The sequence below is a fragment of the Allobosea sp. P1_A7 genome (genome assembly GCF_056406775.1).
Genome location: NZ_JBFTZN010000010.1, coordinates 42617 through 48986 on the forward strand (window position 1 = coordinate 42617; position 6370 = coordinate 48986).

General features: G+C 65.1%; 5 protein-coding genes and 1 pseudogene. All 6 read left to right on the plus strand.

What is annotated here, in order from left to right:
- Positions 1 to 55: 55 nt before the first annotated feature.
- The gene (locus tag AC1D34_RS02835; protein ID WP_476823430.1) at positions 56 to 1624 is read left to right on the plus strand and encodes an ABC transporter substrate-binding protein; all 1569 of its coding nucleotides are present in this window, start codon (positions 56 to 58) and stop codon (positions 1622 to 1624) included.
- 72 nt (positions 1625 to 1696) lie between these two features.
- On the plus strand, positions 1697 to 2590 hold the full coding sequence (locus tag AC1D34_RS02840; protein ID WP_441506695.1) for a metallophosphoesterase family protein: 894 nt from the start codon (positions 1697 to 1699) through the stop codon (positions 2588 to 2590).
- Between the two features lie 76 nt (positions 2591 to 2666).
- A complete protein-coding gene (locus tag AC1D34_RS02845) occupies positions 2667 to 3305 on the plus strand; it encodes a class I SAM-dependent methyltransferase (RefSeq protein WP_441506694.1) in 639 nt (212 codons plus the stop codon).
- A gap of 381 nt (positions 3306 to 3686) precedes the next feature.
- Positions 3687 to 5207 (plus strand): ABC transporter substrate-binding protein, encoded by a 1521-nt coding sequence (locus AC1D34_RS02850; protein ID WP_441506693.1) that lies wholly within the window; start codon positions 3687 to 3689, stop codon positions 5205 to 5207.
- Positions 5204 to 6121, plus strand: coding sequence for an ABC transporter permease (locus tag AC1D34_RS02855; RefSeq protein WP_476823431.1), 918 nt, complete (start codon positions 5204 to 5206; stop codon positions 6119 to 6121). Before AC1D34_RS02850 ends, AC1D34_RS02855 begins: the two co-directional genes overlap by 4 nt.
- 19 nt (positions 6122 to 6140) lie before the next feature.
- A pseudogene (locus AC1D34_RS02860) lies at positions 6141 to 6370 on the plus strand (ABC transporter permease); the annotation flags it as partial.

A 6370-nucleotide genomic window follows, 5' to 3' on the forward strand; every position in this document is an offset into this window, starting at 1 on the left:
CCGCCTCCACCTTGCCTGCCGAACCACCTTCGCTCGAACCGAAAGGGCTGAACTGATGCTCAAGACCTTGCTGAAGACCGCGCTCGCCGCCGCGCTCGCGACAACCGCCCTGACCGGGCTTGCTCGCGCCCAGGAGCTCAAGGTCGGCGTGCAGAACATGGCGCCCTGGCTCGATCCCGGCCGCGATTTCTCCAATGTCGGCTCGCAGTTCTATTTCAACGCCTTCGACCCGCTGATCGGCAAGGACGCCACCCGCGCCGAGAGCGTCTGGCAGCCGGGCATCGCCACGAGTTGGAAGCAGGTTTCTCCGACCGAAATCGAACTCAAGATCCGCCAGGGCGTGACCTTCCACAACGGCGCTCCGATGACGGTCGAGGATGTGGTCTTCTCCTTCGACCGCATCATCAACGCGAGTTTTGCGCCCTATAGCGTGCGCAAGCGCGACACGCTGCCCAACATGGCCAAGGTCGAGGCGGTCGATGCCGAGACCGTGCGGATCACCGCGACGAAGCCCGAACCGCTGTTCGAGACCCTGCTCAATGTGCAGCAGGGCATGATCGTACCTAAGAAATACATCATGGCCCTGACGGGCGATCCGAACGTCGCCGAGCCGGCCGATTTCGAGGCCTTCGCGCTGAAGCCCGTCGGCACCGGCCCCTACAAGATCACCGAATTCGTGCCGAACCAGCGCCTCGTCTATGAGCACTTCGAAGGTTTCTGGGGCGAGAAGGCGCCGTTCCAGAAGGTCACGGTGCAACGCATCCCGGAACTCTCGGGCCGGCTGACGGCCTTGAAGAATTCCGAGGTCGACCTGATCACCAATGTCCCGCCGGACCAGCTCGAGCCGATCGACTCGGACGCGAAGCTCAAGGTCGAGGGCATGCAGACGCCGCTCTTCCACGTCGTCATCTTCAATACGCAGAACCCGAAGATGGCCCATCCGAAGCTGCGCCAGGCGCTCTCCTACGCCATCGACCGCAAGACGCTGAACGAGGCGCTCTGGTTCGGCAAGGCGAAGGTGCCGACGAGCCATAGCTTCCAGCAGTTCGGCCAGCTCTACATGCCCGAGCTCGCCACCTTCGAGTACGATCCCGCCAAGGCCAAGGCCCTGCTCAAGGAAGCCGGCTATGACGGCACCCCGATCCGCTACGACGTTCAGGCCGCCTACTACACCAATGGCCTGCTCGCCGCGCAGGCGATCCAGGAGATGTGGGCCGCCGTCGGCGTCAAGACCCAGCTCAACGTCACCGAGCAATGGACCGGCTCCGATCCGACCATGATGGCGCGCGCCTGGTCGAACCCGATGTATTTCCCGGATCCCGCGGGCGCTTTCGGCATCATGTGGGCTCCGACCGGCAATTCCGCCTCGGAAGGTCGCTTCAAGGCCGACGACGCTTATGTCGCGCTGTGGGAGCGGTTCCGCTTCTCGACCGACCTCGGCGAGCGCAAGAAGGCCTATGCCGATCTGATGCAGGCGATCAAGAACGACCCGCCGGTGCTGCCGCTCTATCAGCCCTACGAGTCATACGGCATGAAGCGCTCGCTCGCCTGGCGGCCCCTGCCCGGGCACATCCCCTATGTCCTCGACTTCCGTGCCGGCCGCGTGACGCTCGCCGCCCGCTGAACCAACCGGGAGGGGTCGGCCCGCGCCGGCCCCTCCGTTTTCGCCCTCGTCCTTCGCATCGTGAGCCCAGCCATGGCCAAGCCCCTTCGCCCAGCCCCCCTTCGCCTCGCAATCGTCGCCGATATCCATCACGGTGAGAACAGCTTCACCAAGATGGGCAGCCAGGCCCTGCCGCTCATGGCCGAATTCCGCCGCTTCGTTGAGGACGCGAAACCCGATGCCGTCATCGATCTCGGCGACCGCATCTCGGACCGCGACCATGCGACCGACCTGCGACTGGAGCAGGAGGTAGCGGATGCATTTTCTGCCATCGCCGCGCCGCGCTTCCATCTCTGCGGCAATCATGACCGCGATCATCTGAGCGTCGCCGAGAACGAGGCCATCCTGCGCCAGCCGCTCGGCCATCGGACCATCGATCTGGGCGATTGGCGCCTCGTGCTCTGGGCGGCGGATTCACGGATCCACCGCCCGGGCGGCTTCATCCTGACCGAGGCCGACCTGCTCTGGCTCGCCGCCACCGTCAACGCCGCCGATCGCCCGCTCGCGATCATGAGCCATGTCCCGCTTTCCGGCCACGCCCAGACCGGCAACTACTATTTCGAGCGTAATCCCGAATTCTCGACCTATCCCGGTGCCGAGCGCGCACGCGCCGTGCTGCGTCAGGCCCGGGTTCCGGTCGTCTGCCTCGCCGGACATGTCCACTGGAACACGCTGACGATCGTCGACGGCATCCCGCATCTGACGCTGCAATCGCTGACCGAAAGCTTCACCACCCTGCCGCAGCCAGCGGGCGCCTGGGGGCTGCTGGAGCTCAGCGCGACGATCGCCTGGACGGTCCATGGCAATGACCCCTTCGTCGCGAAACTCGATGCCGCCGACACGCTTCGGCGCTGGATGACGCCGTTGCAGCCCTTTTCGGAGCATCCGGAACTGCGCCGCCGCCATCCTTCGCTGGCGGCGGAGTGACCGACGATACGATCGTGCCGACAAGCGACAGGCCAGACTGACTGCGCCTGTGCTAGAGAGCGGCATGGGAGCGGCCATGGCACAGATTGCGAATGATACGCGCTTTTGGAACCGGGCCGCGCGGAAGTACGCCGCCGGTCCGATCGCGGACATGGCAGGCTACGAGCGCACGCTGGAGCGCACGCGGCATTATCTTGGGGGCAGCGATACGGTCCTCGAATTCGGCTGCGGCACGGGCACCACGGCGCTGAGGCTCGCGCCTCATGTCGGGCGCATCGTGGCGACGGATATCTCCGGCGAGATGATCGCGATCGCCCGGGGCAAGGCCGAGGCCGCAGCTTGCGGCAATGTCGCGTTCGAGGTCGCGACGCCGGCTGCGATCTCGGAGCCTGACGCGACATTCGACGTCGCGCTGGGGTTCAATGTCCTGCATCTGATCACGGCGCGGGAGGCTGCCCTGGCCGGCGTCCATCGGCTGCTGAAGCCGGGCGGGATCTTCATCTCCAAGACGCCATGCCTGTCTGAGATGAACCTGCTCCTGCGCCTCGTCGTGCCCCTGATGCAGCGCCTCGGCAAGGCGCCCTCAGTCAGCTTTCTCAGCACGGACGAGCTCGAACGCGAGATCGCGGCCGCGGGGTTCGAGATGATCGGGCGCGAGCACCACGCCTCGCGCGGCCGGGATGCCCGGCCGTTCCTCGTGGCACGGAAGCGCTGACGCCCCGCGGAACGAAGGCCGGTCGGAACCCGGCCGCTTTCACATCTGCGGAGTTCGAGCGCCTGCCCCAGCGCGACCATCCGCAGCGGCCGACGAGCATGAGCTTCAGGTGCAGATTATAGCCGGGTCCCCCTCCCGGCCGAGCGCATCCGCGCCGCTTCAAACCTGTCGACCGCAGCCTCGCTTGCCTGGATTCGGTCGTTGGATTCTCCGGGCGTCCCGGCAGCGCGCAGGACACCGTGCCGACAACAAAACTTCTGCGCCATCCGATAATCGGAGAGGATCTCTGTCGATATCGCCGTGCATTTGAAGACCTTTTCCGGATAGCGCACGCTAATTTGGCGCCATCCCAATGTTCTCGAAGGCAAAGGCGTTGCTTCCATGAGTCTGTTCGCTYTGATCCGCTGGCCGGTCTTGGCCATGTCGGCAGCGTTGATCTTTGCAGGTCCTCAGAAATCAGCCGCAGCCGAAACGCTGACCATCGCGCAAGGAAACGACATCCTTTCGCTCGACCCGGCCAATCACGGCAATAACAGCACCGAGTCGGCGCTGGTGAACATCTACGATTACCTGGTCAACAAGGATTTCAGCCAGGGACAACTGCGCTTCACCCCGCGTCTCGCCATCTCCTGGAGCAGCGATGACAATATCCATTGGACGGTGAAGCTGCGCGACGACGTCTACTGGCACAACGGCGACAAATTCACCGCGCAGGACGTCAAGTTCACAATCGAGCGGTCGCAGCAGGACAAGAAGCTGATCAGTTCCGGCAAGTTCCGCCGGATCAAAGCGGTCGAAGCCCCCGACGACACGACCCTGCGGATCGAAACCGACGGGCCCGATACGCTGCTGCTGCACGCCTTCGTCGGCAACGGCGCCGGCATCCTGCCCAAGGCGGCGTTCGAGAAGGCGGGCAAGGACGAGTTCTTCAAGCAGCCGGTCGGCACCGGGCCCTATGTCTTCAAGCAATGGGTCAAATCCGACCGCGTCGTCCTGGCGAAGAACCCGCGCTGGTGGGGCGGCACGCCGAAATGGGATGGCGTCGTCATCCGCTCGATTCCCGAAACCACGACGCGCGTGGCCGAGCTCCTGACCGGCGGCGTCGATATCGCCGTGAACGTTCCGCCGGAAGACATCGCGCGCCTGAACGACAACAAGGGCACGCGCGCCATCACCTTCGACATCGCGCGCAACCTCGCTTTGCATGTCCGCACCGGCAAGGACCGCGTCACGGGCGATCCGCGCGTCCGCGAGGCGATCGACCTCGCCATCGACCGCAATGCCATCGTGCAGCAGGTGCTGGAAGGGCATGGCGGGGCGACGCGCGGCTTCTTCCCGCCGGCGATCCCGGGCTTCGCCCCGGAGCTGAGCCGCGACATCCGCTTCGATCCGGAACGCGCGAAGGCGCTGCTGCGCGAGGCGGGCTACAGCGACCGCAAGCGTCCCGCCATCAAGATCAGCACGCCGAGCGGCCGCTATGTGAAGGATCGCGAGATCGTCGAGGCGGTCGCCGGCTATCTCGAGGATGCCGGCTTCCGGGCGCAGGTCGAGGTGCTCGACTGGACCGTCTACAACAACAAGGTCGTCGGCGACGGTTTTGGCGAGCTCTATCTCTGGGGCATGGGCTCCTACACCGATGCCTCGACCCTCTTCGTCGACAATTTCAAGCGTCACTACGACTGGTCGGACGAGAGTTTCGAGAAGCTCGCCGCCTCCGTTCGCCAGGCGAAGAGCGAGGCCGACCGCATCGCCATCTCGCAGCAGGGCCAGCAGATCGTCGCCGAACAGCGCGTCCGCATCGGCCTGCTCTTCCCGCAATCGATCTACGGCGTCAGCGATCGCATCATCTATACCGGGCGCTTCGACGAAATGATCGCGGCCGAGGACGTCTCGCGCCCATGAGCGGACGCTCTCCCCTCAAGGCGCTGCTGCAATTCGTGCCGGTGCTCTACATCGTCTCGCTGATCGTCTTCGTGCTGGTCTATCTGACGGGCGATCCTTCGGCCCTGCTGATCCCGGAGGATGCAAGCGAAGACGATCGCCTCACGCTGGTCGCGGCGTGGGGGCTCGATCGGCCCTGGTATGTCCAATATCTCCGCTACATGGGCAATATCCTGACCGGGGATTTCGGCGTCTCCTATCGCTACGGCACCGATGCCCTGCCGGTCGTGCTCGAACGCATTCCCGCAACCCTGACGCTGACGGCGGGCGGCCTCGTCGTCGCGATCCTCATCGCCCTGCCGACCGGCATCTTCGCTGCGCTCAAGCGCAACAGCATGCCGGATTTCGCGATCTCCGCCGTGACGATCCTCGGCAAGGCGATGCCGAATTTCTGGGTCGGCATCATGCTGATCCTCGTCTTCGGCGTCTGGCTCCGGCTGGTTCCGGTCTCCGGCAGCGGCAGCTTCGCGCATCTGATCCTGCCGGCGCTGACGCTGGGCACCGGCTTTGCCGCCGAGCTGACGAAACTGATCCGGTCCAGCCTGCTGGAAGTCATGGGCCAGGACTATATCCGGACCGCCCGGGCCAAGGGCGTGCCGGAGTTCCTCGTCATCCTCCGCCATGGCCTGCGCAATGCGCTGATCCCGGCCCTGACCATGACCTCGCTCCATGCCATCGCGCTGCTTGGCGGGGCTCTGGTCACGGAAACGGTGTTCTCCTGGCCGGGTCTCGGCCAGCTCGTCGTGCAGGCGGTCTACACCAAGGACATGGCGGTCATCCAGATCGCGGTGTTCGTCATCACCATCATGGCTCTGACGATCAACCTGACGACGGACGCCCTCTACCGACTGATCGATCCCCGCCTGCGGYATTGATCGGCCCGAGATGAAAACGATGCAGATATCCCTCCCGCTTCCCCKTATCCCGCGCCTGCCGCGCGTGCTGCGCTCGCTCCTGTCGAACAAGGCGGGCCTCGCCGGCCTTGCCATCGTCGCCGCCATCGCCGTCACCGCGCTGCTGGCCGACCATCTCGCGCCGCTCGACCCGCTGCGGCGGAATCTTTCGCTGAAGTTGCTCCCGCCGGCCTGGCTCGAGGGCGGCAATCCGCGACATCTGCTGGGAAC

Bases quoted from the DNA above. Each gene is read 5' to 3' on its own strand.
- AC1D34_RS02840 (WP_441506695.1), top strand. From the start codon at position 1,697: ATGGCCAAGCCCCTTCGCCCAGCCCCCCTTCGCCTCGCAATCGTCGCC.
- AC1D34_RS02845 (WP_441506694.1), top strand. From the start codon at position 2,667: ATGGCACAGATTGCGAATGATACGCGCTTTTGGAACCGGGCCGCGCGG.
- AC1D34_RS02835 (WP_476823430.1), top strand. From the start codon at position 56: ATGCTCAAGACCTTGCTGAAGACCGCGCTCGCCGCCGCGCTCGCGACA.